The organism is Pseudomonas sp. NFPP02 (assembly GCF_900119355.1).
Classification (GTDB): Bacteria; Pseudomonadota; Gammaproteobacteria; order Pseudomonadales; family Pseudomonadaceae; genus Aquipseudomonas; species Aquipseudomonas paracarnis.
On record NZ_FPJI01000006.1, the window covers coordinates 90,549 to 114,937 of the forward strand.

General features: G+C 60.2%; 23 protein-coding genes and 1 pseudogene. 16 read left to right on the forward strand and 8 right to left on the reverse strand.

Annotated elements, in window-relative coordinates; all coding sequences use genetic code 11:
* Nucleotides 1–3: 3 nt before the first annotated feature.
* A complete protein-coding gene (gene cysN, locus BT204_RS12450; protein ID WP_054896880.1) occupies nt 4–1,902 on the forward strand; it encodes a sulfate adenylyltransferase subunit CysN in 1,899 nt (632 codons plus the stop codon).
* A 111-nt stretch (nt 1,903–2,013) separates the two neighbouring features.
* Here the strand turns inward: cysN and BT204_RS12455 are convergent, their stop codons facing one another.
* The 3 genes from BT204_RS12455 to BT204_RS12465 form a co-directional block, all read right to left on the reverse strand.
* Nucleotides 2,014–2,913, reverse strand: coding sequence for an acyltransferase (locus BT204_RS12455; protein WP_072447004.1), 900 nt, complete (start codon nt 2,911–2,913; stop codon nt 2,014–2,016).
* The gene (gene pta / locus BT204_RS12460; protein WP_003188396.1) at nt 2,914–5,013 is read right to left on the reverse strand and encodes a phosphate acetyltransferase; all 2,100 of its coding nucleotides are present in this window, start codon (nt 5,011–5,013) and stop codon (nt 2,914–2,916) included.
* A 79-nt stretch (nt 5,014–5,092) separates the two neighbouring features.
* Complete coding sequence (locus BT204_RS12465; protein ID WP_102666761.1) at nt 5,093–5,380, reverse strand: DUF3565 domain-containing protein; 288 nt, start codon at nt 5,378–5,380, stop codon at nt 5,093–5,095.
* Here BT204_RS12465 and BT204_RS12470 point away from each other — a divergent pair.
* The gene (locus tag BT204_RS12470; protein ID WP_003188398.1) at nt 5,379–5,864 is read left to right on the forward strand and encodes an FKBP-type peptidyl-prolyl cis-trans isomerase; all 486 of its coding nucleotides are present in this window, start codon (nt 5,379–5,381) and stop codon (nt 5,862–5,864) included. The two genes, BT204_RS12465 and BT204_RS12470, sit on opposite strands and share 2 nt — an antisense overlap.
* Before the next feature lie 86 nt (nt 5,865–5,950).
* On the opposite strand, the pseudogene BT204_RS28135 reads toward BT204_RS12470, so the two are convergent.
* Together BT204_RS28135 and rpsT are read right to left on the reverse strand one after the other, a co-directional pair.
* A pseudogene (locus BT204_RS28135) lies at nt 5,951–6,064 on the reverse strand (outer membrane lipoprotein carrier protein LolA); the annotation flags it as partial.
* A gap of 79 nt (nt 6,065–6,143) precedes the next feature.
* The gene (gene rpsT / locus BT204_RS12475; RefSeq protein WP_003188401.1) at nt 6,144–6,422 is read right to left on the reverse strand and encodes a 30S ribosomal protein S20; all 279 of its coding nucleotides are present in this window, start codon (nt 6,420–6,422) and stop codon (nt 6,144–6,146) included.
* A 253-nt stretch (nt 6,423–6,675) separates the two neighbouring features.
* On the opposite strand from rpsT, the gene murJ reads away from it, so the two are divergent.
* The 6 genes from murJ (at nt 6,676) to ispH (ending at nt 14,197) form a co-directional block, all read left to right on the forward strand.
* On the forward strand, nt 6,676–8,214 hold the full coding sequence (murJ, locus tag BT204_RS12485) for a murein biosynthesis integral membrane protein MurJ (RefSeq protein ID WP_072447006.1): 1,539 nt from the start codon (nt 6,676–6,678) through the stop codon (nt 8,212–8,214).
* Nucleotides 8,215–8,333: 119 nt separating this feature from the next.
* Nucleotides 8,334–9,272, forward strand: coding sequence for a bifunctional riboflavin kinase/FAD synthetase (gene ribF, locus BT204_RS12490; RefSeq protein ID WP_003188404.1), 939 nt, complete (start codon nt 8,334–8,336; stop codon nt 9,270–9,272).
* Between the two features lie 14 nt (nt 9,273–9,286).
* Nucleotides 9,287–12,118, forward strand: coding sequence for an isoleucine--tRNA ligase (ileS, locus tag BT204_RS12495; RefSeq protein WP_054896881.1), 2,832 nt, complete (start codon nt 9,287–9,289; stop codon nt 12,116–12,118).
* Complete coding sequence (gene lspA, locus BT204_RS12500; RefSeq protein ID WP_003188406.1) at nt 12,111–12,623, forward strand: signal peptidase II; 513 nt, start codon at nt 12,111–12,113, stop codon at nt 12,621–12,623. The genes ileS and lspA overlap by 8 nt, the downstream gene beginning before the upstream one ends.
* A gap of 7 nt (nt 12,624–12,630) precedes the next feature.
* Nucleotides 12,631–13,068, forward strand: a complete 438-nt coding sequence (locus tag BT204_RS12505) for an FKBP-type peptidyl-prolyl cis-trans isomerase (protein WP_169918885.1) — start codon at nt 12,631–12,633, stop codon at nt 13,066–13,068.
* A 181-nt stretch (nt 13,069–13,249) separates the two neighbouring features.
* Nucleotides 13,250–14,197: a 4-hydroxy-3-methylbut-2-enyl diphosphate reductase gene (gene ispH / locus BT204_RS12510; protein ID WP_032893637.1), complete on the forward strand. Its 948-nt coding sequence runs from the start codon at nt 13,250–13,252 to the stop codon at nt 14,195–14,197.
* Here ispH and BT204_RS12515 read toward each other — a convergent pair.
* Complete coding sequence (locus BT204_RS12515) at nt 14,151–14,732, reverse strand: GspH/FimT family pseudopilin (protein WP_054896883.1); 582 nt, start codon at nt 14,730–14,732, stop codon at nt 14,151–14,153. The two genes, ispH and BT204_RS12515, sit on opposite strands and share 47 nt — an antisense overlap.
* 197 nt (nt 14,733–14,929) lie before the next feature.
* On the opposite strand from BT204_RS12515, the gene pilV reads away from it, so the two are divergent.
* From pilV to thiO, 5 genes are read left to right on the forward strand one after another with little or no spacing between them, the layout of a single operon-like run.
* Nucleotides 14,930–15,412, forward strand: coding sequence for a type IV pilus modification protein PilV (gene pilV, locus BT204_RS12520; protein WP_034128056.1), 483 nt, complete (start codon nt 14,930–14,932; stop codon nt 15,410–15,412).
* Nucleotides 15,409–16,116 carry a PilW family protein gene (locus BT204_RS12525; RefSeq protein WP_072447008.1) on the forward strand — a complete coding sequence of 236 codons (708 nt, stop codon included), beginning with the start codon at nt 15,409–15,411 and terminating at the stop codon, nt 16,114–16,116. The genes pilV and BT204_RS12525 overlap by 4 nt, the downstream gene beginning before the upstream one ends.
* Nucleotides 16,117–16,121: 5 nt before the next feature.
* Complete coding sequence (locus BT204_RS12530; protein ID WP_034128054.1) at nt 16,122–16,652, forward strand: pilus assembly PilX family protein; 531 nt, start codon at nt 16,122–16,124, stop codon at nt 16,650–16,652.
* 11 nt (nt 16,653–16,663) lie between these two features.
* Nucleotides 16,664–17,068 carry a type IV pilin protein gene (locus BT204_RS12535; RefSeq protein ID WP_054896885.1) on the forward strand — a complete coding sequence of 135 codons (405 nt, stop codon included), beginning with the start codon at nt 16,664–16,666 and terminating at the stop codon, nt 17,066–17,068.
* A gap of 59 nt (nt 17,069–17,127) precedes the next feature.
* Nucleotides 17,128–18,237, forward strand: a complete 1,110-nt coding sequence (gene thiO, locus BT204_RS12540; protein ID WP_054896886.1) for a glycine oxidase ThiO — start codon at nt 17,128–17,130, stop codon at nt 18,235–18,237.
* On the opposite strand, the gene BT204_RS12545 is transcribed toward thiO, so the two are convergent.
* Nucleotides 18,224–18,457: a PP0621 family protein gene (locus BT204_RS12545; RefSeq protein ID WP_054896887.1), complete on the reverse strand. Its 234-nt coding sequence runs from the start codon at nt 18,455–18,457 to the stop codon at nt 18,224–18,226. The genes thiO and BT204_RS12545 overlap by 14 nt on opposite strands.
* A gap of 127 nt (nt 18,458–18,584) precedes the next feature.
* The gene (locus tag BT204_RS12550) at nt 18,585–19,610 is read right to left on the reverse strand and encodes an outer membrane protein assembly factor BamD (RefSeq protein ID WP_034128050.1); all 1,026 of its coding nucleotides are present in this window, start codon (nt 19,608–19,610) and stop codon (nt 18,585–18,587) included.
* Nucleotides 19,611–19,759: 149 nt separating this feature from the next.
* Between BT204_RS12550 and rluD the strand changes: the two genes are divergently transcribed.
* From rluD to clpB, 3 genes are all read left to right on the forward strand, one after another.
* Nucleotides 19,760–20,722, forward strand: coding sequence for a 23S rRNA pseudouridine(1911/1915/1917) synthase RluD (rluD, locus tag BT204_RS12555; protein WP_003188422.1), 963 nt, complete (start codon nt 19,760–19,762; stop codon nt 20,720–20,722).
* Nucleotides 20,719–21,444: a peptidoglycan editing factor PgeF gene (pgeF, locus tag BT204_RS12560; RefSeq protein WP_072447010.1), complete on the forward strand. Its 726-nt coding sequence runs from the start codon at nt 20,719–20,721 to the stop codon at nt 21,442–21,444. The genes rluD and pgeF overlap by 4 nt, the downstream gene beginning before the upstream one ends.
* A 135-nt stretch (nt 21,445–21,579) precedes the next feature.
* Nucleotides 21,580–24,144 (forward strand): ATP-dependent chaperone ClpB, encoded by a 2,565-nt coding sequence (gene clpB / locus BT204_RS12565; protein WP_003188426.1) that lies wholly within the window; start codon nt 21,580–21,582, stop codon nt 24,142–24,144.
* The last annotated feature ends 245 nt before the right edge of the window (nt 24,145–24,389 follow it).

The window sequence follows — 24,389 nt, forward strand, 5'->3', positions numbered from 1 at the left end:
GTCATGTCGCATCAATCTGATTTGATCAGCGAGGACATCCTCGCCTACCTGGGCCAGCACGAGCGCAAAGAAATGTTGCGCTTCCTGACCTGCGGCAACGTCGACGACGGCAAGAGCACCCTGATCGGGCGCCTGCTGCACGACTCCAAGATGATCTACGAGGATCACCTGGAAGCCATTACCCGCGACTCGAAAAAGTCCGGCACCACCGGTGATGATATCGACCTGGCATTGCTGGTCGATGGCCTGCAGGCCGAGCGTGAGCAGGGCATCACTATTGATGTTGCCTATCGCTATTTCTCCACCGCCAAGCGCAAATTCATCATCGCCGACACCCCCGGGCATGAGCAGTACACCCGCAACATGGCCACTGGTGCGTCCACCTGTGATCTGGCGATCATCTTGATTGACGCTCGCTACGGCGTGCAGACCCAGACCCGTCGCCACAGCTATATCGCTTCGTTGCTGGGTATCAAACACATCGTGGTGGCCATCAACAAGATGGACATCAACGGCTTTGACCAAAGCGTATTCGAGTCGATCAAAGCCGATTACCTGAAGTTCGCCGAAGGTATCGCATTCAAGCCAAGCACCCTGGCCTTTGTGCCGATGTCGGCGCTCAAGGGCGACAACGTGGTGAACAAGAGCGAGCGTTCGCCCTGGTACACCGGGCAGTCGCTGATGGAGATCTTAGAGACTGTCGAGATCGCCAATGATCGCAACTACACCGACCTGCGTTTCCCGGTGCAGTACGTCAACCGCCCGAACCTGAACTTCCGTGGGTTTGCCGGCACCCTGGCGAGTGGCATCGTGCACAAGGGCGACGAAGTGGTGGTATTGCCGTCGGGCAAGAGCAGCCGCGTCAAATCCATCGTCACCTTTGAAGGTGAGCTGGAACACGCAGGCCCAGGCCAGGCCGTGACCTTGACCATGGAAGACGAGATCGACATCTCCCGTGGCGACCTGTTGGTGCATGCTGACAACGTGCCGCAAGTGACCGACGCCTTCGACGCCATGCTGGTGTGGATGGGCGAAGAACCGATGCTGCCGGGCAAGAAATACGACATCAAGCGCGCCACCAGCTACGTGCCGGGTTCCATCACCAGCATCGTGCACCGCGTGGACGTAAACACCCTGGCCGAAGGCCCGGCGAGTTCGCTGCAGCTCAACGAGATTGGCCGGGTCAAGGTCAGCCTGGACGCCGCCATCGCCCTGGACGGTTACGACAGCAACCGCACCACTGGCGCGTTCATCGTGATCGACCGCTTGACCAACGGCACGGTGGCCGCGGGCATGATCATCGCGCCACCGGTGGGTCATGGCGGCGCTGCGCAGCACGGCAGCCTGGCGCATGTGGCCACCGAAGAGCGCGCCCTGCGTTTCGGCCAGCAGCCGGCCACGGTGTTGTTCAGCGGCTTGTCGGGCGCTGGCAAGAGCACTCTGGCCTATGCGGTCGAGCGCAAGCTGTTCGACATGGGCCGGGCGGTGTTCGTGCTGGACGGCCAGAACCTGCGTCACGATCTGAACAAAGGGTTGCCGCAAGACCGTGCCGGGCGTACCGAGAACTGGCGTCGTGCGGCTCATGTGGCGCGTCAGTTCAACGAAGCCGGCCTGCTGACCCTGGCGGCTTTCGTTGCGCCGGATGCCGAAGGCCGTGAACAGGCCAAGGCGCTGATTGGTGCGGACCGACTGCTGACCGTCTACGTGCAGGCATCGCCGTTGGTGTGCGCCGAGCGTGACCCGCAAGGTTTGTACGCGGCCGGTGGGGATAACATCCCTGGCGAATCCTTCCCGTATGACGTGCCGCTGAATGCCGACCTTGTGATCGACACCCAGGCGTTGTCGCTGGAAGACAGCGTCAAGCAAGTGCTGGAACTGTTGCGTCAGCGCGGCGCGATCTAAGCTTTATAGCCGCACAAAAAAGCCCGCCACCGAGTGATCGGTGGCGGGCTTTTTACATATTCTCAAATGTGGACTCGGTCAATGTGGGAGCTGGCTTGCTTCCACATGTGATCAGCGGCTGGCCGGAAAGTCTTTGTGAAGCTGCTCCAGCAATGCATCCTTGTCTTGCCACAACTGGTTGATCCAGCCCTGGAACGCTAACCGATATTCCCCATCCTGCTCATAATTCTTGCCGATGAACTCGGCCGGGATCTGCACCTCTTCAAAGTGCACCACCACGTCCTTCACGTTGCCGCACAGCAAGTCCCAATAACCTGGGCGCCCGCCGGGGTAGTGGATGGTCACATTGACCAGTGATTTGAGCTGCTCGCCCATGGCATCCAGCACAAACGCAATGCCGCCCGCCTTGGGTTTAAGCAGGTAGCGAAACGGTGACTGCTGCTGCGCATGCTTGCTCGGCGTAAAGCGTGTGCCTTCAGCAAAGTTGAAAATCCCCACGGGGTTGTCGCGAAACTTCGCACAGGTCTTGCGCGTGGTTTCCAGGTCTTTGCCTTTCTTCTCCGGGTGCTTCTCCAAATATGCCTTGCTGTAGCGCTTCATGAAGGGAAAGCCCAGTGCCCACCACGCCAGGCCAATCACCGGGACCCAGATCAGCTCTTGCTTGAGGAAGAACTTCAGGGGGCGAATGCGCCGATTGAGCACGTACTGCAACACCATGATGTCGACCCAGCTCTGATGGTTGCTGGTCACCAGGTACGAGTGCTGGTAGTCCAGGCCCTCAAGGCCAGTCAGGTGCCAGCGCGTACGGCGCACCAGGTTCATCCAGCCCTTGTTGTTGGTAACCCAGGCTTCGTGGGTGTGGTTCATCAGCCATTCGCTCAGGCGCTTGGCGAACGGCAGCGCCTTGAACAGCGCCACGATAAACAGGAACGAACACAGCAGGATCGTGTTCAGCGCCAGCAACAGCGAAGCGATCACCCCGCGGACGGCGGCAGGTAGAAAATCCAGCATTTAGATATCCATGGGTCGGTTGGCGGCTTGGATCGCCGTCAGGGCGATGGTGTACACGATGTCGTCCACCTGGGCGCCACGTGGCAGGTCATTGACCGGTTTGCGCAGGCCCTGAAGCATCGGCCCCAGGCTCACGCAATCGGCGCTGCGTTGTACGGCTTTGTGGGTGGTGTTGCCGGTGTTCAGGTCCGGGAACACAAAGACGGTGGCCTTGCCCGCCACCTGGCTGTTGGGCGCCAGTTGTCGGGCGACGTTTTCGTTGGCGGCGGCGTCGTATTGCAACGGGCCGTCGATCAGCAACGAACTTTGTTGTTCGTGGGCGAGCAGGGTGGCTTCGCGGACTTTTTCCACCTCCTCGCCGCTGGCCGAGTCACCGCTGGAGTAGCTGATCATCGCCACCCGTGGCGTGATGCCGAACGCCGCCGCCGAGTCGGCGCTTTGCAGGGCGATTTCCGCCAGTTCCGCAGCGCTTGGGTGCGGGTTCATCACGCAGTCGCCGTACACCAGCACCTGCTCGGGGAACAGCATGAAGAACACCGACGACACCAGGGTGCAGCCCGGCGCGGTCTTGATCAGCTGCAGCGCCGGGCGAATGGTGTTGGCGGTGGAGTGAATCACGCCGGAGACCAGGCCATCCACTTCGTCGAGGGCGAGCATCATGGTGGCGATCACCACGGTGTCTTCCAGTTGCTGCTCGGCCATGGGCGCGTTGAGGCTTTTGCTCTTGCGCAAGGCGACCATTGGCTCCACGTAGCGTTGGCGAATCAGGTCGGGGTCGAGAATCTCCAGGCCTTCGGGCAGGTCGATACCCTGGGCGCGGGCGACTGCCTCCACATCCGCAGGCTTGGCCAACAGCACGCAACGGGCAATGCCGCGGGCCTGGCAGATCGCGGCGGCCTGTACGGTCAGCGGCTCGCTACCTTCGGGCAACACGATGCGTTTGTTGGCGGCCTGGGCGCGTTGGATCAACTGGTAACGGAACACTGCCGGCGACAGGCGCATCTCCCTTGGCGTGCCGCAGCGCTGGTGCAGCCAGCGCGCATCGAGGTGGCTGGCGACGAAGTCGGTGATGATTTCCGCACGCTCGCGGTCATCGATAGGGATTTCCTTGTTGAGGCTATTGAGCTGGTTGGCGGTGTCATAGGAGCCGGTGCTCACCGACAACACCGGCAACCCGGCCTGGAAGGCGCCTCGGCACAGATCCATGATGCGTGGGTCGGGCAGGGTGTCGCTGGTCAGCAGCAGCCCGGCCAGCGGCACGCCATTGATGGCGGCCAGGCTGACGGCGAGGATGATGTCATCGCGATCTCCCGGGGTTACCACCAACACACCGGGTTTGAGCAGCTCGACAGTGTTACGCATGGTGCGCGCGCAAATGATGATCTTGGTCATGCGCCGGCTTTCGTAGTCGCCGGCGTTGAGGATCTGCGCGCCCATCAGGTCGGCCACGTCGCGGGTGCGCGGGGCATTCAGCTCGGGTTGGTAGGGGATGCAGCCGAGCAGCCGGAAATCACCGCTGCGCAACAGCGGCGAATGCTCTTTGAGGCGCGCCGAGAAGGCTTCCATGCTTTCGTCGGTGCGTACCTTGTTGAGAATTACGCCCAGCACTTTCGGGTCTTTGGGGCCGCCAAACAGTTGGGCCTGCAATTCCACACGGCCGGAAAGCTCGGTGAGCACTTCATTTTCCGGCGCCGAGACCAGGATCACTTCCGCGTCCAGGCTCTTGGCCAGGTGCAGGTTGACCCGTGCCGCGTAGCTGGCGCTGCGGGTCGGCACCATCCCTTCGACGATCAGCACGTCTTTGCCTACGGCTGCCTGTTGGTAAAGGGTGATGATCTCTTCGAGCAACTCATCGAGCTGGCCGTCGCCGAGCATGCGCTCTACGTGAGCCAGGCCCAGGGGCTGCGGCGGTTTCAGGCCGTGGGTGCGCGCCACCAGCTCGGTAGAGCGTTCCGGCCCGGTATCGCCAGGGTGTGGCTGGGCAATGGGTTTGAAAAAGCCGACTTTCAGGCCGGCCCGTTCCAGTGTGCGCACCAGCCCAAGGCTGATGGAGGTCAGACCCACACCAAAATCGGTGGGCGCGATAAAAAAAGTCTGCATGCGAATTCTCTGGAGGTGCATGGCTTGGGTGGCGCTCTATGGGTGAGTGCCTACCGCGAATCAGGCGCCAAGGTTATCGTTATTCGTGCCCTTGCGCACACCAGCCGCACGCAAAGGCCTGGCCTATTTTTTCAAGGCGTTGCGCGGGGTCGAGCACCCAGGCGCGTGACTGCCAGGGCGGCTGGTGGCGCAGGTGCTGGGTGTGGCCGCAAGACAGCTCGGCCACCCAGTGCCCATCGTCGTCCTGATGAAAACCTGTGATCGTGACCGTTGATCGGCCCCGTCCGTCCGGGTTCCGTTCGCTTTCGGGCAAATCCTTGTTTAGACTTGTCCGTTCTTCATTCTTATGCAAAAGGTCTCGCCCCATGACGATCGCCGCTAACAAGGCTGTCTCCATCGACTATACCCTGACCAACGACGCTGGTGAGGTCATCGACAGCTCCGCCGGCGGCGCGCCGCTGGTTTACCTGCAAGGCGCAGGTAACATCATCCCGGGCCTGGAAAAGGCTCTGGAAGGCAAGAACGTCGGTGACGAACTGACTGTCGCCGTAGAACCTGAAGATGCCTACGGCGAATACTCCGCCGAACTGGTCAGCACCTTGAGCCGCAGCATGTTCGAAGGTGTCGATGAGCTGGAAGTGGGCATGCAGTTCCACGCTTCCGCGCCGGACGGCCAAATGCAGATCGTCACCATCCGCGACCTGGACGGCGACGACGTTACCGTTGACGGCAACCACCCTCTGGCTGGCCAGCGCCTGAACTTCCAAGTGAAGATCGTGGCCATCCGCGACGCTTCCCAGGAAGAAGTGGCTCACGGCCACGTCCACGGTGAAGGCGGTCATCACCATTGATTGATGTTTTGATCAGGTGGTAGCAAAAACGCCCCGACTGGTTCGGGGCGTTTTTTTTGCCTTGAGAATATTCCCGGTCAACTTTCTGTAGGAGCGAGCTTGCTCGCGAAAAACCTGAGAGCCCCGCCGGGCGCCAGGCTTCCCGCGTCATCGTTAACGATCTTCGCGAGCAAGCTCGCTCCTACAGTTTTCAGGGGCAAACAAAAATGCCCCGGACCTTTCGGTACGGGGCATTTCTTAACTGTTACACAGCCTGGGCTGCGTTGCAGTTGTTACCACTTAGGCTGCAGCAGGAACGCTCAGAGCCTTGATGTGGCCATTCAGGCGGCTCTTATGGCGAGCGGCCTTGTTCTTGTGGATGATGCCTTTATCGGCCATACGGTCGATAACAGGCACAGCCAGAACGTAAGCTGCTTGAGCTTTTTCAGCGTCTTTGGTGTCGATGGCTTTGACTACATTCTTGATGTAGGTGCGAACCATGGAACGCAGGCTGGCGTTGTGGCTGCGACGCTTCTCAGCCTGTTTTGCACGTTTTTTGGCGGAAGGTGTGTTGGCCACCGTCGAGCTCCTCGAAAGACTTTTTAGGGAATAGCAAACAAAATAGGCCGCGAATCATGCCGATGACTTGACGGGTTGTCAAGGGCGGCTGATGCGAACTGCTGAGTGGTCGATCTGAAGAGGCGGGTGATTTATTTCCGGCGCTTGACCTGTAAACTCGCGAGCTTTGGCTCTGTGCTGTTGCAGGCGCGCAGTATCGCATAAGTGGGCGCGTAGTTCGCCTGCTCTTTATCTATAGGCGCAAACTCTTTCAATGAATCTGCTCAAATCGTTGGCTGCCGTCAGCTCTATCACGATGATTTCCCGGGTATTGGGGTTCGTGCGCGACACCCTGCTGGCCCGCATCTTTGGCGCCAGCATGGCCACCGATGCCTTCTTTATTGCCTTTAAACTGCCCAACCTGTTGCGGCGGATCTTTGCCGAAGGCGCGTTTTCCCAGGCGTTCGTGCCGATTCTGGCCGAATACAAGACCCAGCATGGCGAGGAGGCGACTCGTACGTTCATCGCCTACGTCTCGGGTTTGCTGACGCTGGTGCTGATGCTGGTAACCATCGTCGGGATGCTCGCCGCGCCCTGGGTGATCTGGGCCACGGCGCCCGGTTTTGCCAACACGCCGGAAAAGTTCGCGCTGACCACTGATCTGCTGCGGGTGACCTTTCCTTATATATTGCTGATTTCCCTGTCTTCGCTCGCCGGGGCGATCCTCAATACCTGGAATCGTTTCTCGGTACCGGCCTTTGTGCCGACCTTGCTGAACGTCAGCATGATTATTTTTGCGCTGTTCCTTACCCCGTATTTCGATCCACCCGTCATGGCCCTGGGCTGGGCGGTCCTGGCCGGCGGGCTGGCACAGTTGCTGTACCAACTGCCACACCTGAAGAAAATCGGCATGCTTGTACTGCCGCGCTTGAACCTCAAGGATTCCGGCGTCTGGCGCGTGATGCGCAACATGCTGCCGGCGATCCTCGGGGTGTCGGTCAGTCAGATTTCCCTGATCATCAACACCGCGTTCGCCTCGTTGCTGGTGTCCGGCTCGGTGTCGTGGATGTACTACGCCGACCGCCTGATGGAATTGCCATCCGGTGTGCTGGGCGTGGCGTTGGGCACGATCCTGCTGCCGACCCTGGCGCGTACATACGCCAGCAAGGATCGTCAGGAGTATTCGCGCATTCTCGATTGGGGCCTGCGTCTGTGCTTTCTATTGGTGTTGCCATGCGCGCTGGCCTTGGGAATCCTCGCCGAACCGCTGACGGTCTCGCTGTTTCAATACGGGCAATTCGATGCACATGACGCCTTGATGACTCAGCACGCGCTGGTTGCCTACTCTGTCGGCCTGCTCGGTATTATCGTGATCAAGGTGCTGGCGCCGGGCTTCTACGCACAGCAAAACATCCGCACGCCGGTGAAGATCGCGATTTTCACGCTGATCGTCACACAGTTGCTCAACCTGCTGTTTATCGGTCCGTTGGCCCATGCCGGGCTGGCGCTGGCGATCAGTGCCGGTGCCTGTATCAATGCCGGCCTGTTGTTTTATCAGCTGCGCAAGCAGCAGATGTACCAGCCGCAGCCGGGTTGGGGAATGTTCACGCTCAAGTTGCTTGTGGCGGTGGCCGCAATGTCCGCGGTGCTGGTGGGGCTGATGCAGGTGATGCCGGCCTGGGGTGATGGCGATATGCTGGAGCGCTTCATGCGCCTGGGCGCGTTGGTAGTGGCGGGCGTGGTGGTGTACTTCGGGATGTTGCTGTTGCAGGGCTTCCGCCTGCGCGATTTCAATCGCAAGTCGCTGGGATAGCGAGTTTGCCGCGATAAAACAGTTGTTTTATCGATTCGACCCATTTGGCCTGCGCTGTTGCCTGTCGTCCGGGGCTGGGTGTGGTTATAATCGACCACTTTATGAGCAAGAAGCGCGTTATGCAGCTGGTTCGAGGTCTCCACAACCTGCGCCCCGAGCATCGGGGCTGCGTCGCCACTATTGGCAACTTTGACGGTGTTCACCGTGGCCACCAGGCTATCCTGGCTCGGCTGCGCGAGCGTGCGGTCGAGTTGGGCGTGCCCAGCTGCGTGGTGATTTTTGAGCCACAACCGCGGGAGTTCTTTACCCCGGAAACGGCGCCGGCACGCTTGGCGCGCTTGCGGGACAAGTTGCAGCTGTTGGCGGAGGAGGGCGTGGACCGTGTCCTCTGCCTGGCATTCAACCAGCGTTTGCGCAGCCTCAGCGCCGCCGAGTTCGTCGACCGCATCCTGGTGGACGGCTTGGGTGTGCAGCACCTGGAGGTCGGCGACGACTTCCATTTCGGTTGTGACCGGGTCGGGGATTTCGATTTCCTGCAACATGCCGGTGTGAATCAGGGTTTCACTGTCGAGGCCGCGCAAACCGTCGAACTGGACGGCCTGCGCGTGAGCAGCACCCAGGTGCGTAACGCCCTGGCCGCCGCCGACTTCGACCTGGCCGAGCGTTTGCTCGGCCGCCCGTTCCGCATTGCCGGACGGGTATTGCACGGCCAGAAGCTGGCGCGCCAATTGGGCACGCCAACCGCCAACGTGCAACTCAAGCGCCGTCGTGTGCCGCTGACCGGGGTTTACCTGGTAAGTGTCGACATCGATGGCCAATCGTGGCCGGGAGTCGCCAATATAGGCGTCAGACCCACGGTTGCAGGTGATGGCAAGGCCCACCTGGAAGTTCACCTTTTGGATTTTGCCGGTGATTTATACGACCGGCGTTTGACGGTGGTTTTCCACCAGAAGCTGCGTGAAGAGCAGCGTTTCGCCTCCCTGGAGGCGTTGAAAACGGCGATCAATGCGGATGTCGCCGCCGCCCGTGCACTAGCCGCACCTAGCGCCCATCGCTAACCGAAGAGCCTTAAATGACCGACTATAAAGCCACGCTAAACCTTCCGGACACCGCCTTCCCAATGAAGGCCGGCCTGCCACAGCGCGAACCGCAGATCCTGCAGCGCTGGGACAGTATTGGCCTGTACGGAAAGTTGCGCGAAATTGGCAAGGATCGTCCGAAGTTCGTCCTGCACGACGGCCCTCCTTATGCCAACGGCACGATTCACATCGGTCACGCGCTGAACAAGATTCTCAAGGACATGATCCTGCGCTCCAAGACCCTGTCGGGCTTCGACGCGCCGTATGTCCCGGGTTGGGACTGCCACGGCCTGCCGATCGAGCACAAAGTCGAAGTGACTTATGGCAAGAACCTGGGCGCGGACAAGACCCGCGAACTGTGCCGTGCCTACGCCGCCGAGCAGATCGAAGGGCAGAAATCCGAATTCATCCGCCTGGGTGTACTGGGCGAGTGGGACAATCCCTACAAGACCATGAACTTCAAGAACGAGGCCGGTGAAATCCGCGCCTTGGCTGAAATCGTCAAGGGCGGTTTCGTGTTCAAGGGCCTCAAGCCCGTGAACTGGTGCTTCGACTGCGGTTCGGCCCTGGCCGAAGCGGAAGTGGAGTACGAAGACAAGAAGTCCTCGACCATCGACGTAGCCTTCCCGATCGCCGACGACGCCAAGCTGGCCGAGGCTTTCGGCCTGGCAAGCCTGAGCAAGCCAGCGGCCATCGTGATCTGGACCACCACCCCGTGGACCATCCCGGCCAACCAGGCGCTGAACGTGCACCCGGAATTCACCTACGCCCTGGTGGACGTTGGTGATCGCCTGCTGGTGCTGGCCGAGGAAATGGTCGAGTCGTGCCTGGCGCGTTACGAGCTGCAAGGTTCGGTGATCGCTACCACCACGGGTTCCGCGCTGGAGCTGATCAACTTCCGTCACCCGTTCTATGACCGTCTGTCGCCGGTGTACCTGGCGGACTACGTGGAGCTGGGCGCCGGCACTGGCATTGTTCACTCTGCGCCCGCCTATGGCGTAGACGACTTCGTGACCTGCAAAGCCTATGGCATGGTCAACGACGACATTCTGAATCCAGTGCAAAGCAATGGCGTGTACGCGCCGTCCCTGGAGTTCTTCGGCGGCCAGTTCATCTTCAAGGCCAACCAGCCGATCATCGACAAGCTCTCGGAAGTCGGCGCGCTGTTGCACACCGAAACCATCAAGCACAGCTACATGCACTGCTGGCGCCACAAGACCCCGCTGATCTACCGCGCCACTGCGCAGTGGTTTATCGGTATGGACAAAGAGCCGACCAGCGGCGATACCCTGCGTAACCGCGCGATCAAGGCCATCGAAGACACCACGTTCGTTCCGGCCTGGGGCCAGGCGCGCCTGCATTCGATGATCGCCAATCGTCCGGACTGGTGCATCTCCCGCCAACGTAACTGGGGCGTGCCGATTCCGTTCTTCCTGAACAAGGAAAGCGGCGAGCTGCACCCTCGCACCGTCGAACTGATGGAGCTTGTGGCCCAGCGTGTCGAGCAGGAAGGTATCGAAGCCTGGTTCAAGCTGGACGCCGCCGAGCTGTTGGGCGATGAAGCGCCGCTGTACGACAAGATCAGCGACACCCTCGACGTGTGGTTCGATTCGGGCACCACCCACTGGCACGTGCTGCGTGGCTCGCACCCGATGGGCCACGAGACCGGCCCGCGTGCCGACCTGTACCTTGAAGGTTCGGACCAACACCGTGGCTGGTTCCACTCGTCGCTGCTGACCGGTTGCGCCATCGACGACCACGCACCGTACCGCGAACTGCTGACCCACGGTTTCACCGTCGACGAGAACGGCCGCAAAATGTCCAAATCCCTGGGCAACGTGATTGCGCCGCAAAAGGTCAATGACACCCTGGGCGCCGACATCATGCGTCTGTGGGTGGCCTCGACTGACTATTCGGGTGAGATGGCTGTTTCGGAGCAGATCCTGCAACGCAGCGCCGACGCCTATCGTCGTATCCGCAATACCGCGCGCTTCATGCTGTCGAACCTGACCGGTTTCAACCCGGCCACCGACCTGCTGCCGGCCGAAGACATGCTCGCGCTGGACCGTTGGGCCGTGGACCGTACCCTGTTGCTGCAGCGTGAGTTGCAAGAGCACTACGGCGAATACCGCTTCTGGAATGTCTACTCCAAGATCCACAACTTCTGCGTGCAGGAGCTGGGCGGTTTCTACCTCGACATCATCAAGGACCGCCAGTACACCACCGGCGCCAACAGCAAAGCTCGCCGTTCGGCGCAGACCGCGCTGTACCACATCAGCGAAGCGCTGGTGCGCTGGATCGCACCGATCCTGGCGTTCACCGCCGACGAGCTGTGGGAATACCTGCCGGGCGAGCGTAACGAGTCCGTCATGCTCAACACCTGGTACGAAGGCTTGACCGAACTGCCGGCCGACTTCGAACTGGGCCGCGAGTACTGGGCGGGCGTCATGGCCGTCAAGGTTGCGGTGAACAAGGAACTGGAAGTCCAGCGTGCGGCCAAGGCCGTGGGTGGCAACCTGCAAGCCGAAGTCACCCTGTTTGCCGAGGATGGCCTGACTGCCGACCTGGCCAAGCTGAGCAACGAACTGCGCTTCGTGCTGATCACCTCCACCGCGAGCCTGGCACCTTTCGCCCAGGCCCCGGCAGATGCCGTGGTCACCGAGGTACCGGGCCTGAAGCTCAAGGTGGTGAAATCGGCCTTCCCTAAATGCGCCCGTTGCTGGCACTGCCGTGAAGATGTCGGTGTGAACCCTGAGCACCCGGAAATCTGCGGTCGTTGTGTCGACAATATCAGCGGTGAAGGCGAGGTTCGCCACTATGCCTAATGCAGCCAGTCGTTTCGGACGTCTGGGCTGGCTCGTACTGAGCCTGCTGGTGCTGGTTATTGACCAGGTCAGCAAGGCTCACTTCGAGGGCTCCCTGGAAATGTTCCAGCAAATCGTGGTGATTCCGGATTACTTCAGCTGGACCCTGGCCTACAACACTGGCGCCGCCTTCAGCTTCCTCGCTGACGGCGGCGGCTGGCAGCGCTGGCTGTTCGCGGTGATCGCCGTGGTGGTCAGTGCCGTGCTGGTGGTGTGGCTAAAGCGCCTGGGTCGCGACGACACCTGGCTGGCTATCGCGCTGGCCCTGGTGTTGGGCGGCGCGCTGGGTAACCTGTATGACCGCATCGCCCTGGGCCATGTGATCGACTTCATCCTAGTGCACTGGCAGAACCGCCACTACTTCCCGGCGTTCAACTTTGCCGACAGCGCCATCACCGTTGGTGCAATCATGCTGGCGCTGGATATGTTCAAGAGCAAGAAAACCGGAGAAACCGTCAATGACTGATCAGGTATTGGCTGAGCAACGCATCGGCCAGAACACGGAAGTCACTTTGCATTTCGCATTGCGCCTGGAGAATGGCGACACGGTAGACAGCACCTTCGACAAAGCCCCGGCGACCTTCAAGGTTGGTGACGGTAACCTGCTGCCTGGTTTTGAAGCGGCATTGTTCGGGTTCAAGGCGGGCGACAAGCGCAACCTGCAGATCCTGCCGGAAAACGCCTTCGGCCAACCCAACCCGCAAAACGTGCAGATCATCCCGCGTTCGCAGTTCGAGGGTATGGACCTGTCGGAAGGTTTGCTGGTGATCTTCAATGATGCGGCGAATACTGAACTGCCCGGCGTGGTAAAAGCTTTCGATGACACGCAAGTGACCATCGACTTCAACCATCCGTTGGCCGGTAAAACCTTGACGTTTGATGTTGAAATCATCGACGTTAAAGCGCTCTAACTGACGAAACCGGTTCCTGTGGGGCTGGCTTGTGTGGGAGCTGGCTTGCCTGCGATAGCATCACCTCGGTGTACCTGATACATCGAGACGTTTGCATCGCGGGCAAGCCCGCTCATACAGACGCTTATTCTATAGAGCTGAGTTGATCCAATTTCTTGGCCTGCAAGGCACGAGGCACAGCATGCAAATCAAACTCGCCAACCCCCGTGGCTTCTGCGCTGGCGTGGACCGGGCGATCGAAATCGTCAACCGCGCCCTGGAAGTCTTCGGGCCGCCGATTTATGTGCGCCACGAAGTCGTGCATAACAAGTTCGTGGTCGAAGACCTGCGCGCACGCGGTGCGATCTTTGTCGAAGAACTCGACCAGGTACCCGACGACGTTATCGTCATCTTCAGTGCCCATGGCGTGTCCCAGGCCGTACGTACCGAAGCGGCCGGCCGTGGCCTAAAAGTGTTCGATGCCACTTGCCCGCTGGTAACCAAGGTGCACATCGAAGTGGCGCGTTATAGCCGCGACGGTCGCGAATGCATCCTGATCGGCCATGCCGGTCACCCGGAAGTCGAAGGCACCATGGGCCAGTACGACGCCAGCAACGGCGGCGCCATCTACTTGGTTGAAGACGAAAAAGACGTCGCCAACTTGCAGGTGCACAATCCCGACCGCCTGGCTTTCGTTACCCAGACCACCTTGTCCATGGACGATACCAGCCGCGTCATCGATGCCCTGCGCACGCGTTTCCCGGCCATTGGCGGCCCACGCAAGGATGACATCTGCTACGCCACGCAAAACCGTCAGGATGCGGTCAAGCAACTGGCGAATGAGTGTGATGTTGTGCTGGTGGTCGGCAGCCCTAACAGTTCCAACTCCAACCGCTTGCGTGAGCTGGCCGAACGCATGGCCACGCCGGCGTACTTGATCGACGGTGCCGAAGACATGCAGCGCAGCTGGTTCGATGGCGTTGAGCGTATCGGCATCACGGCGGGTGCCTCCGCTCCGGAAGTGCTGGTGCGCGGTGTGATCCAACAGTTGCAAGCCTGGGGTGCTACCGGCGCCGATGAGCTGGCGGGTCGTGAAGAAAACATCACGTTCTCGATGCCCAAGGAACTGCGGGTCCGCTCGTTGCTCTGACGGCCAGGGTGCTGGAATAGCCTCGGCATAATGCCTGTTCGGTCTTGTCATTGCGCAGGCTGACGCGCCCGCTGGGGGCCAGCACGATCTGATACAGGCTTTGTGCCTGGTCCTTGCCACACACATGCACGGTGCCGGCACGAAATCCCCCGCCGGCGAACACTGGCTCCCCCAGGCCGCTGAAGCGCACCTGGCTCGTAACCGGGCCATTACCGGCGACCGGCACGCGCCCATTGCTCTCGCGCTCCAGCAATACCGGATTGTCGTCATCCAGGTGGCCGCGCCCACTCACATCCAGTATCACGCGCCATCCCAGGCTCCAGTCCTCGTCCTTTGCATGAATGACCACCGCCCGGTTACGCGCGATGGCCTCGGTGCGTGCGTAGCGCAGCCCGGAGGCAAGTGCTTGGGCCGCGCTTTGTCGTTGCTGCGATTCAAGCAAACCCTTGAAACCGGGTACGGCCAGTTGCGCGAGAAAACTGGTGACGATCAGCCCCAGCAACATCTCAATCAGGGTGAAACCTTGTTGTTTCATGTGCGTTCCCTCCTTGGGCACGAGTAGGTTTTCTAGGTATAGCGCTTGGTCGTTGGCGCTGGATGATGGCCTTTATGTCCAAAGTATTTCCCTTTGTTCCGGGAGCAGCGCCGCTCGAAAACCGACGCTAGTCTTGGGTCGCACAGCAGGTCTTGCCTGCTTTTTTTCACCGGCCTTCGACATGGATGACGACGGAAATGCCAGCCTGCCAGAACCGATTCCTGCGCGTTGCGCACTCGCGCCAATCCGGCATGACGCTGGTCGAGGTGCTGGTAGCGCTGTTGATTTTGGCGATCGGCCTGATGGGCGCTGCGGTGCTGCAACTCAACGCGCTCAAGTACACCAACAGCGCCAGGATGACCAGCCAAGCCAGTTTTATTGCCTATGACATGCTCGACCGCATTCGCACCAATGCTGGCGCCGATTACACATGGGGCAGGGCGGAGCTGGCGCCGCCCAACACTGCCACCGCCAGCGTGCGTGACCTCGACCTGCACGATTTCGAGGCCAATATCACGGGTTTTGCCGGCGAGGATGCCAAAGGTTCAGTGGTGGTGAACGGGCAAGAGGTCACCATCAGCATCAGTTGGGCGGATGCCCGAGCAGCAAACCGCCCAGGGGCGCGGGAAACCTTCACCCTGACCAGTCGAATCAGTAATGAACAGGGAGTGTCGCAATGAAGCGTCTTGGGCGAGGTTTCAGTCTGGTGGAAGTGTTGCTGGCGCTTGCCATCGGGTTGATCTTGATACTGGGGGCGAGCCAGATACTGATCAGTTCGCGGTTGACCCATGCCAGCCAGCAGGCCGCCATGCTGCTGCAGGATGATGCGCGGTTTGTGCTGAGCAAGATCACCCAGGATATTCGCCAGGCAGGCATGCTGGGGTGTTTGGCCGTGGCCGCTATCGACAATGCTCCGGCTGCCTTTGATCGGCCGATAAGCTGGGAAGCTGCGGGGAGTGCGAAGTCACTGACGCTGGTGACCGCGAATGTCGGCGATGGCGTCGGCAAGACTGACTGGACAGTGTTGTCCGACTGCAAGGAGGCGGCCAGGGCTTATGCAGGCACACCACCCGGAGCCGAACCCGGCCAACTTCGCTTTGGCATACGCCAACTTACCTACACCTACGAATCGGGTCAGTTGAAGATCAGTACCCCGGCAGCACCGGCCAAGGCAGTATTGATGGATAACGTGCGGGCATTCGACGTCAGCTTCGGCATGGCGGCCACCTCGGTATCGACAGTTGTGGTGCGCTATGACAGCCATCCGGCCGATGAGTCGCTGATACGCAGCGTGCGCATTCTCATGACCCTTCAAGATCCCTCTGGGCGGGTGAAGGACCAGACCTACAGTGTCGTGGCGGCACTGCGAAATCGGCTGGGGTAGGGGCAATGACCATGCAGGGCGGTATCCAAATGCGGCAGGCCGGGACGGTGCTGCTGATCAGTCTGGTGTTCCTGTTGGTGCTGTCGCAGGTGGGGCTGTCCTCGATACAGGCTGCGGTCTCCCAGCAAAAAGTCGCGAGCAGCCTCTGGCATCGCAATCAATCGTTTCAATCTGCCGAAAGCGGCCTGAGGTTGGGGGAATCGGCCGTGCAAAAGGTTGGCCAGGCGATGCCTGTCTGCCACTCGATCACCCGTTGTGCGCCGCCTGCTGAAGCGTTTTCCTTGACGGCGGCCGGGACGAACCCTGTCTCGGCGATCACCTGGCTTGCCTTGAAGAATGGGTTTTATGGCATTCAATCCCTCGGCGAGGGTGAAGGGCTGGCTCATTTGCCGTCCCATTCCCTGGCCACGCTTTTTCGAGTCACTTCGGTCGGTCTCGCGGGGCAATCGCGCACGGTGCTGGAGACGGTCTATGCCCGTGTAGAGGAGGGCGGCCGCGTCAGGTTTCGACGGGTCTTATGGCGGCAACTTCAATAAGGAGCAATCGGATGGGCAAGGAGAGCCAGGGTTTTACCCTGATTGAGTTACTGATCGTCGTGGCGATCATCGCGTTGCTGGCCGGGATTGCGTATCCCGGGTACCTCAGCCAGGTGAAGAAGGCGTATCGGGCGCAGATCGTCGCGTTGTTGAGCGAACAGGCCCAGCAACTGGAGCGTTCTTATACGAGGAATGGCACTTTTATTGATGCAGGCGACGTCAGCGCGGGCAATGATCATTATAGAATCAGTGCCGTCCTCAACCCTCAGGATTTTGACCTGCTCGCCACACCCGCTGCGGACTCGGTCATGGCGAACGACGCGTGCGCAGCATTCAGCTTGACCAGCACCGGTATGCGCGGCAACCCGGGAGCAGGGCCTGAAATGTCGCCCAAGGTCTGCTGGGGGCAAGGATGAGCGTACTTGAAGCGTGGGCGCCGGGCGCGCCTTTCCCTGTTTATCGGCTGGATCAAATGATGGCTAAGCAACAGCAAGTGGTGATTGTCGGCGGCGGAGTAATCGGGCTGTTGACGGCGTACAACCTCGCCAGTGAGGGCCAGGCGGTCACGCTGCTGGAGCGCGGTGGGCTTGGGCAAGAGGCTTCCTGGGCGGGCGGTGGGATTGTCTCGCCGTTGTACCCGTGGCGCTATAGCCAGGCGGTCACTGCCTTGGCCCATTGGTCCCAGGATTTTTACCCTCAACTGGCGCAACGGCTATTTGCTGCTACCGGCGTCGATCCGGAGGTACATACCACGGGTTTGTATTGGCTCGACCTGGATGACGAAGCGCAAGCACTGGCCTGGGCTGCCCGTGAAGGGCGACCGTTGAGCAAGGTGGATGTATCGGCGGCCCATGACGCGGTGCCGGTGCTGGGGGGCGGCTACTCCCAGGCGATCTACATGGCCAACGTGGCCAATATTCGCAACCCGCGCCTGGTCAAATCATTGAAGGCGGCGCTGCTGGCGTTGCCGAACGTGACGATTCGCGAGCAATGCGATGTGTCGGGCTTTGTACTCGGCGGCGGCAGGGTGGTGGGTGTGAATACCGCTACGGGCCACGTTTTGGGGGATCACGTGGTGCTCGCGGCCGGCGCCTGGAGCGGGCAACTGCTGGATACGCTGGGCTTGGGGCTACCCGTGGAGCCGGTTAAAGGCCAGATGATCCTGTACAAATGCGCGTCCGATTTTTTATCCAGCATGGTCCTGGCCAAGGGGCGTTATGCGATCCCGCGGCGGGATGGGCACATCCTGATCGGCAGCACGTTGGAGTATGAGGGATTCGACAAGACGCCGACCGACACCGCGCTTGAAAGCCTCAAGGCATCTGCGCAGGAACTGATTCCCGCCTTGACGGACGCCGAAGTGGTCGGGCATTGGGCCGGTTTGCGGCCTGGCTCACCCGAAGGTATACCGTTTATCGGTGAGGTCCCTGGCTTCAGGGGGCTGTGGCTCAATTGTGGGCATTACCGCAATGGTCTGGTACTCGCACCGGCATCTTGCCAGTTGTTCACCGACTTGCTGCTGGCGCGGGCTCCGATCATCGATCCAGCGCCTTACGCCCCCGCAGGTCGCCTCAACGCTGGATAGACTTTGGCCCTTGTTCCAGGTGCGCCTGGGTGCAGTACCATTCCTGAGGTGAGCTCAGTGCGCGATCCTGCGGCAGGTGCACGCCACAGTGAGCGCAACGCACCATCAGGGCTGCATCCGGCTCGGCAGGCCGTTGCTGACGGGAGGCAGGGTTTTTGAATTTGCGCCAGAACCATACCGCGGCAGCAATGACGGCAATCCAGAACAGTAGACGAAGCATGATGGGCAGTTTCTCGCAAAGGAATGCGCCAGTTTAGCCAAGGTGGTCACGGGCGCACAGGGCAATAAATACTCGCTCATAAAAAAGGGAGCTCCTTCAGAGCTCCCTTTTGCGTTGCGTCGAACAATCAGTCGAACACACCGAAGGTCATGTAGCTGAACCACGAACGGTCCTGGTTGTCGCCCAGGGCTTGCGGCTCTTCTTCTTCGATCACATCGCCGTTCTCGTCGTGCGGCTTGAGCTCCGAAGGAATGGCGTCCTTGGCGTCCTGGTACTGCTTGATCACGTCCTGGTTGGCGCGGGTTTCACCCGGCGGCAGCGGTGGACGGGACTCGATCAGGCCCAGGGTGTACTTGCTCAGCCACGAACGGTTGTCCGCTTCGTCAACCTGAGGCACGAACTGGCCGTCTTTCAGGCTAGGGTGGTCAGGGTAGTTGAGCTTCAGGGTTTCCAGGCTGGTAGTCGCGAGGGTGTCCAGGTGCAGACGCTGGTAAGCCTCGGTCATCACGGCCAGGCCGTCACCCACGGACGGGGTTTCCTGGAAGTTTTCCACCACGTAGCGGCCACGGTTGGCTGCGGCCACATAAGCCTGACGGGTCAGGTAGTAGTGGGCCACGTGGATCTCGTACGAAGCCAGCAGGTTGCGCAGGTAGATCATGCGCTGCTTGGCGTCCGGCGCATAGCGGCTGTTGGGGTAGCGGCTGGTCAGCTGGGCGAACTCGTTATAGGAGTCGCGGGCAGCACCCGGGTCGCGCTTGGTCATGTCCAGCGGCAGGAAGCGCGCCAGCAGGCCAACATCCTGGTCGAACGAGGTCAGGCCCTTCATGTAGTAGGCGTAATCCACGTTCGGGTGCTGCGGGTGCAGGCGGATGAAACGCTCGGCAGCGGACTTGGCAGCTTCCGGCTCGGCGTTCTTGTAGTTGGCGTAGATCAGCTCAAGCTGGGCCTGGTCGGCATAGCGGCCGAACGGGTAACGCGACTCCAATGCCTTCAGCTTCGCTGTGGCGCTGGTGAAGCTATTATTGTCCAAGTCTGTCTGAGCTTGCTGGTACAGCTCGACTTCGCTCAGGTTTTCGTCGACGACGTCCTTTGTTGACGAGCAAGCAGCAGTCATGGCGAGGATGGCGATCAGCAGCAGGTGTTTCACTTGCATGGCGGCTTGCGTCCCTATGACGGCCGCTGTCTTGGGCGGGGCCGTCCTGTTATGATGAGCGCCCCGTTGAAAGCCTCGGGGCAAAAGACGCCGTATTTAACCACAAGCGCGCAGCCGAAACCAAAGGCTACGCCACGCCTAGTCTGAGCATGTCCGATAAAATTGAACTTCGCGCAGAGGTGCCGTCCGAATTGGGCGGCCAACGCCTCGATCAAGTCGCCGCACAATTATTCGCTGAGCACTCGCGCTCGCGCCTTTCCGCCTGGATCAAAGACGGCCGCCTGACTGTGGATGGAGCGGTTATCCGCCCGCGAGACATAGTCCATGGCGGTGCGATTCTTGAGCTGACTGCCGAGCAGGAAGCCCAGGGAGAATGGGTTGCCCAGGACATCGAGCTGGATATCGTCTATGAAGACGACGACATCCTGGTCATCAACAAACCCGCGGGCCTGGTGGTTCACCCGGCCGCCGGGCACGCTGATGGCACCTTGCTCAATGCCCTGTTGCACCACGTGCCGGACATCATCAATGTGCCGCGCTGCGGCATCGTGCACCGTCTGGACAAGGACACCACCGGCCTTATGGTGGTAGCCAAGACCATTCAGGCGCAGACGCAACTGGTTACGCAATTGCAGAGCCGTAGCGTCAGCCGCATCTATGAGTGCATTGTGATCGGCGTCGTTGTGGCCGGTGGCAAAATCAACGCGCCCATTGGTCGTCACGGCCAGCAGCGCCAGCGTATGGCGGTGATGGAGGGCGGCAAGCAGGCCGTCAGCCACTACCGTGTGCTGGAGCGTTTCCGCTCCCACACCCATGTGCGGGTCAAGCTGGAAACCGGGCGTACCCACCAGATTCGCGTGCACATGGCGCACATCAACTTTCCGTTGGTCGGCGACCCAGCCTACGGTGGCCGCTTCCGTATTCCGCCGGCGGCCAGCCAGACCATGGTTGAGTCGCTCAAGACGTTCCCGCGCCAGGCACTGCATGCACGCTTCCTGGAACTGGATCATCCGACGAGCGGTAAGCGCATGAGCTGGGAATCGCCACTTCCAGACGATCTGGTCTGGCTGCTTTCGCTGCTCAAGCAGGATCGCGAGGCGTTTGTCGGATGAATGACTGGCTGATACCTGACTGGCCCGCGCCGGCTCGGGTAAAAGCCTGCGTCACCACCCGTGCGGGCGGCGTCAGCCTGGCGCCGTTCGACAGCCTCAACCTGGGCGATCATGTCGAGGACAGCCTTGAGGCCGTCCTTGAAAATCGTCGTCGCCTGAGTGACGCCTTCGATATCCAGCCTGCCTGGTTGCGTCAAGTCCATGGCACTCAGGTGGTTGAGGCCGATCCGGGCCGTACTGTCGAGGCAGACGGCAGTTGGACCAGCACCGCTGGCATCGCCTGCACATCCATGACCGCCGATTGCCTGCCTGCGCTGTTCTGTAATCGGGCGGGCACCCGGGTTGCCGCAGCCCATGCCGGTTGGCGTGGCTTGGCGGCTGGGGTACTGGAGGCCGCGTTCGAAAGCCTGGATACCGCCCCTGAAGACGTTCTGGTCTGGCTCGGCCCTGCCATTGGCCCGCAAGCCTTCGAGGTCGGCCCGGAAGTGCGTGAAGTGTTCATGCAGCAACTGCCGGCCACCGCTGAAGCCTTTGTTCCCAGCCACAACCCTGGCAAGTTCATGGCCGACATCTACCAGCTGGCGCGTCTGCGTCTGGGAGTGCGCGGTGTTTCCGCTGTGTATGGTGGCGGTTTGTGCACTGTGACCGACCCGCGTTTCTTTTCTTATCGCCGCAGCCCGCGTACGGGCCGATTCGCCTCCCTTATCTGGCTTGAACGCTAGACTGTCCTGATCTGTATCAACCGTCCGCCGCTTGAAACGCCCAGAATCCACCCCATCTATAAGGGTATCTGGCAGGTTTCTTCATTCAGGATGTGTTTGTTCATAGCTCCGGCCTGCTCAAAAGGAAGGTGACTAATGCGTATTGATCGTTTAACCAGCAAATTACAGTTGGCCTTGTCCGACTCTCAATCCTTGGCGGTGGGCCTCGACCACCCGGCCATTGAACCTGCGCACTTGATGCAGGCACTCCTGGAACAGCAGGGTGGTTCTATCAAACCCTTGCTGATGCAGGTGGGCTTTGACGTTAACAGCCTGCGCAAGGAGTTGAGCAAAGAGCTCGACCAACTGCCGAAAATCCAGAATCCCACCGGTGACGTGAATATGTCCCAGGATCTGGCGCGCCTGCTCAACCAGGCCGACCGCCTGGCCCAGCAGAAAGGTGACCAGTTCATCTCCAGCGAACTGGTGCTGCTCGCCGCCATGGACGACAACAGCAAGCTCGGCAAATTGTTGCTGGGCCAGGGCGTGAGCAAGAAAGCCCTGGAAAACGCCATCAACAACCTGCGTGGCGGCGAGGCGGTGAACGACCCTAACCATGAGGAGTCGCGCCAGGCCTTGGACAAATACACCGTAGACCTGACCAAGCGTGCCGAAGAAGGCAAGCTGGACCCGGTGATCGGCCGTGACGACGAGATTCGTCGCACCATCCAGGTGTTGCAACGTCGCACCAAGAACAACCCGGTGTTGATCGGTGAACCTGGCGTGGGTAAAACCGCGATTGCCGAGGGCCTGGCCCAGCGCATCATTAATGGTGAAGTGCCAGACGGCCTCAAAGGCAAGCGCCTGCTGTCTCTGGATATGGGCTCGCTGATTGCCGGTGCCAAGTTCCGGGGTGAGTTCGAAGAGCGCCTCAAATCCTTGCTTAACGAATTGTCGAAGCAGGAAGGGCAGATCATTCTGTTTATCGACGAATTGCACACCATGGTCGGTGCCGGTAAAGGCGAAGGCTCCATGGACGCCGGCAATATGCTCAAGCCTGCCTTGGCGCGGGGTGAGTTGCACTGCGTCGGTGCAACTACGCTTAACGAATACCGTCAGTACATCGAAAAGGACGCAGCCCTTGAGCGTCGCTTCCAGAAAGTTCTGGTGGAAGAACCCAGCGAAGAAGACACCATCGCGATCCTGCGTGGCCTGAAAGAGCGCTATGAGGTCCACCATAAGGTGGCTATTACCGACGGCGCGATCATCGCGGCGGCCAAGTTGAGCCATCGCTATATCACTGATCGTCAGTTGCCGGACAAGGCTATCGACCTGATCGACGAAGCGGCCAGCCGCATCCGTATGGAGATCGATTCCAAGCCGGAAGTGCTTGATCGCCTGGATCGGCGCCTGATTCAACTGAAAGTCGAATCCCAGGCGTTGAAGAAAGAAGAAGACGAAGCGGCCAAGAAGCGTCTGGAAAAACTCCAGGAAGAAATTGTTCGCCTGGAACGCGAGTATTCGGACCTCGAAGAAATCTGGACCTCGGAAAAAGCCGAAGTACAGGGTTCGGCGCAGATCCAGCAAAAGATCGAGCAGTCCCGTCAGGAACTGGAAGCGGCGCGCCGTAAAGGCGACCTGAACCGCATGGCCGAGTTGCAGTACGGGGTGATCCCGGACCTGGAGCGCAGCCTGCAGATGGTCGATCAGCACGGCAAGCCTGAGAACCAGTTGCTGCGCAGCAAGGTGACCGAGGAAGAAATTGCCGAAGTGGTCTCCAAGTGGACCGGTATTCCTGTGTCGAAGATGCTCGAAGGCGAGCGCGACAAGTTGCTGAAGATGGAAAGCCTGTTGCATCAGCGCGTCATCGGCCAGGAAGAGGCAGTGGTGGCGGTGTCCAACGCGGTACGGCGTTCCCGGGCAGGTTTGTCCGACCCGAACCGTCCAAGCGGCTCGTTCATGTTCCTCGGCCCAACCGGTGTGGGTAAGACCGAGTTGTGCAAGGCCCTGGCCGAGTTCCTCTTTGATACTGAAGAGGCCATGGTGCGGATCGATATGTCCGAATTCATGGAGAAACACTCGGTGGCTCGCCTTATCGGTGCACCGCCAGGCTATGTAGGCTATGAAGAGGGCGGTTATCTGACCGAAGCCGTGCGGCGCAAGCCTTACTCGGTGATCCTGCTGGATGAGGTCGAGAAGGCGCACCCGGATGTGTTCAACATCTTGCTGCAGGTGCTGGAGGATGGTCGCTTGACGGACAGCCACGGGCGTACGGTGGACTTCCGCAATACGGTGATCGTGATGACTTCCAACCTGGGCTCGGCACAGATCCAGGAATTGGTGGGTGATCGTGAAGCTCAGCGTGCGGCGGTGATGGACGCGTTGACCACGCACTTCCGTCCGGAATTCATCAACCGGGTCGATGAAGTGGTGATCTTCGAGCCTCTGGCGCGGGATCAGATCGCGGGCATCACCGAGATCCAGTTGGGCCGCCTGCGTAGCCGTCTGGCTGAGCGCGAGCTGGACCTTGAGCTGAGCGGCGAAGCGTTGGACAAGCTGATCGCGGTCGGTTACGACCCGGTGTATGGCGCACGGCCACTCAAACGTGCGATCCAGCGCTGGATCGAGAACCCACTGGCGCAGCTGATTCTGTCGGGCAGCTTTATGCCTGGCACCCGCGTCACGGCGACGGTGAAAGACGACGAAATCGTCTTCCATTGAGCCCTGCGCTTGGCGCAACCATAGAAGGCCCCGCATTGCGGGGCCTTTTTTTTCGATAGGGCGTTGAACTGTAAGGCAAAGGCTTGTAAAGTGCGCCCCGCAGCAACGTCAGCCCACGGGTTTCTTCTCCCCAAGAAGAAATCAGAAAGAAGCGCAAATCATTGTCTTAAAAGCAATTTAAAGGGTTGACAGGGGTTTTTAAGATTGTAGAATAGCGCGCCTCAGAGACGCTAACGTAGCGATAC

Excerpts from the sequence above, each read along its gene's own strand:
- BT204_RS12470 (WP_003188398.1), top strand. The coding sequence starts at position 5,379 with ATGACGATCGCCGCTAACAAGGCTGTCTCCATCGACTATACCCTGACC.
- BT204_RS12545 (WP_054896887.1), bottom strand. The coding sequence starts at position 18,457 with ATGCTTCGTCTACTGTTCTGGATTGCCGTCATTGCTGCCGCGGTATGG.
- ileS (WP_054896881.1), top strand. The coding sequence starts at position 9,287 with ATGACCGACTATAAAGCCACGCTAAACCTTCCGGACACCGCCTTCCCA.
- BT204_RS12550 (WP_034128050.1), bottom strand. The coding sequence starts at position 19,610 with ATGCAAGTGAAACACCTGCTGCTGATCGCCATCCTCGCCATGACTGCT.
- pgeF (WP_072447010.1), top strand. The coding sequence starts at position 20,719 with ATGAATGACTGGCTGATACCTGACTGGCCCGCGCCGGCTCGGGTAAAA.
- pta (WP_003188396.1), bottom strand. The coding sequence starts at position 5,013 with ATGCAGACTTTTTTTATCGCGCCCACCGATTTTGGTGTGGGTCTGACC.
- rluD (WP_003188422.1), top strand. The coding sequence starts at position 19,760 with ATGTCCGATAAAATTGAACTTCGCGCAGAGGTGCCGTCCGAATTGGGC.
- cysN (WP_054896880.1), top strand. The coding sequence starts at position 4 with ATGTCGCATCAATCTGATTTGATCAGCGAGGACATCCTCGCCTACCTG.
- BT204_RS12455 (WP_072447004.1), bottom strand. The coding sequence starts at position 2,913 with ATGCTGGATTTTCTACCTGCCGCCGTCCGCGGGGTGATCGCTTCGCTG.
- BT204_RS12465 (WP_102666761.1), bottom strand. The coding sequence starts at position 5,380 with ATGGGGCGAGACCTTTTGCATAAGAATGAAGAACGGACAAGTCTAAAC.
- BT204_RS12525 (WP_072447008.1), top strand. The coding sequence starts at position 15,409 with ATGAAGCGTCTTGGGCGAGGTTTCAGTCTGGTGGAAGTGTTGCTGGCG.
- murJ (WP_072447006.1), top strand. The coding sequence starts at position 6,676 with ATGAATCTGCTCAAATCGTTGGCTGCCGTCAGCTCTATCACGATGATT.
- clpB (WP_003188426.1), top strand. The coding sequence starts at position 21,580 with ATGCGTATTGATCGTTTAACCAGCAAATTACAGTTGGCCTTGTCCGAC.
- lspA (WP_003188406.1), top strand. The coding sequence starts at position 12,111 with ATGCCTAATGCAGCCAGTCGTTTCGGACGTCTGGGCTGGCTCGTACTG.
- pilV (WP_034128056.1), top strand. The coding sequence starts at position 14,930 with ATGCCAGCCTGCCAGAACCGATTCCTGCGCGTTGCGCACTCGCGCCAA.
- thiO (WP_054896886.1), top strand. The coding sequence starts at position 17,128 with ATGGCTAAGCAACAGCAAGTGGTGATTGTCGGCGGCGGAGTAATCGGG.
- ispH (WP_032893637.1), top strand. The coding sequence starts at position 13,250 with ATGCAAATCAAACTCGCCAACCCCCGTGGCTTCTGCGCTGGCGTGGAC.
- ribF (WP_003188404.1), top strand. The coding sequence starts at position 8,334 with ATGCAGCTGGTTCGAGGTCTCCACAACCTGCGCCCCGAGCATCGGGGC.
- BT204_RS12535 (WP_054896885.1), top strand. The coding sequence starts at position 16,664 with ATGGGCAAGGAGAGCCAGGGTTTTACCCTGATTGAGTTACTGATCGTC.
- BT204_RS12515 (WP_054896883.1), bottom strand. The coding sequence starts at position 14,732 with ATGAAACAACAAGGTTTCACCCTGATTGAGATGTTGCTGGGGCTGATC.
- BT204_RS12530 (WP_034128054.1), top strand. The coding sequence starts at position 16,122 with ATGACCATGCAGGGCGGTATCCAAATGCGGCAGGCCGGGACGGTGCTG.